The sequence below is a fragment of the Mesorhizobium sp. M7A.F.Ca.CA.004.06.1.1 genome, from assembly GCF_003999135.1.
GTDB lineage: Bacteria > Pseudomonadota > Alphaproteobacteria > Rhizobiales > Rhizobiaceae > Mesorhizobium.
In genome coordinates, this window is record NZ_RZPQ01001238.1 from 1 (window position 1) to 971 (window position 971).

Annotated in this window: 2 protein-coding genes; one reads left to right on the forward strand and one right to left on the reverse strand. The window is 60.1% G+C overall.

The annotated features are described in order from the left end of the window. Window positions 1–433, reverse strand: a 433-nt coding sequence (locus EN906_RS35455) for a LacI family DNA-binding transcriptional regulator (protein WP_164777670.1), incomplete at its 3' end; no start/stop codon positions are given. Between the two features lie 240 nt (window positions 434–673). Between EN906_RS35455 and EN906_RS35460 the strand changes: the two genes are divergently transcribed. Next, on the forward strand, window positions 674–971 hold a 298-nt coding region (locus tag EN906_RS35460; protein WP_127375834.1), incomplete at its 3' end, for a DUF993 family protein.

The window sequence follows — 971 nt, forward strand, 5'->3', positions numbered from 1 at the left end:
GACCTGCCGTCTCGATCCGCCTGAAGGCGCCCGGCGTCGTGCCGCGAGCCGGCGAGACGATGAGGCCGGCGACGCCTTGCTCCATCAGCGATTTCAGCACTTCTTCCTGGCGCACCGGATTTTCCGCCGTGTTGGCGATGAACGGCACGATGCCCGCCGACTGGAAGACCCGCTCCATGCCAACCGCCAGCTCTGCGAAGAAAGGATTGGTGAGATCGTTGATGACCATGCCGATGACATTGGAGTGCGCCTTGCGCAGATTGGCGGCGCCCCGGTTGTAGACGTAACCGACATCCTCGATCGCCTTGCGCACTTTGCTCGCTGTTTCGGGCCGGATCAGCCCGCTGCCCTGGAGCACGAGCGATACCGTCGATTTGGACACGCCTGCTTCGCGGGCGATGTCGAATATCGTCGCCTTGGCCCGGTTGGCCATCCAGATGCATCCTCCCCGACTGCAGGTCCAAAAGTATTGGAACGTTCTAATCTCTGCTCCGGTCGTGAGTCAATCGGGATTTTTCTCGCGTCTCGAATGCCGATCGTGCGTACTCAAATGGCTTGCTCCATAAGGCTTTTGTGTTGCAATGCAGCATTCTTCCTGCCGTGGAGTTCGAATCTTAAAGGTTCTTGATTTATTGGAACGTTCCATCTAGTAGCGTTGCGAAGGGAGAGATCGATGGACATTTCCTTGCCTGGTGAGGGGGGCGGCAGCACCCGGTACACGCTGGTCGGCGAACCGGTGCAGCCTGACATCGGCGCGCGATTTTCGCGTATCGCCTATGCCGCCGCGCACGTCGTTGCCGATCCGCTTGCCATGACCGATCCGTGGTCCAGGCCGGTGGTCGACTGGGACAGGACGATGACGTTCCGTCACCATCTGTGGCGGTTGGGATTCCGCATCGCCGAAGCGATGGACACGTCGCAGCGCGGCATGGGTTTCGACTGGGCAAACGCGCAGGAATTGATTCGCCGCT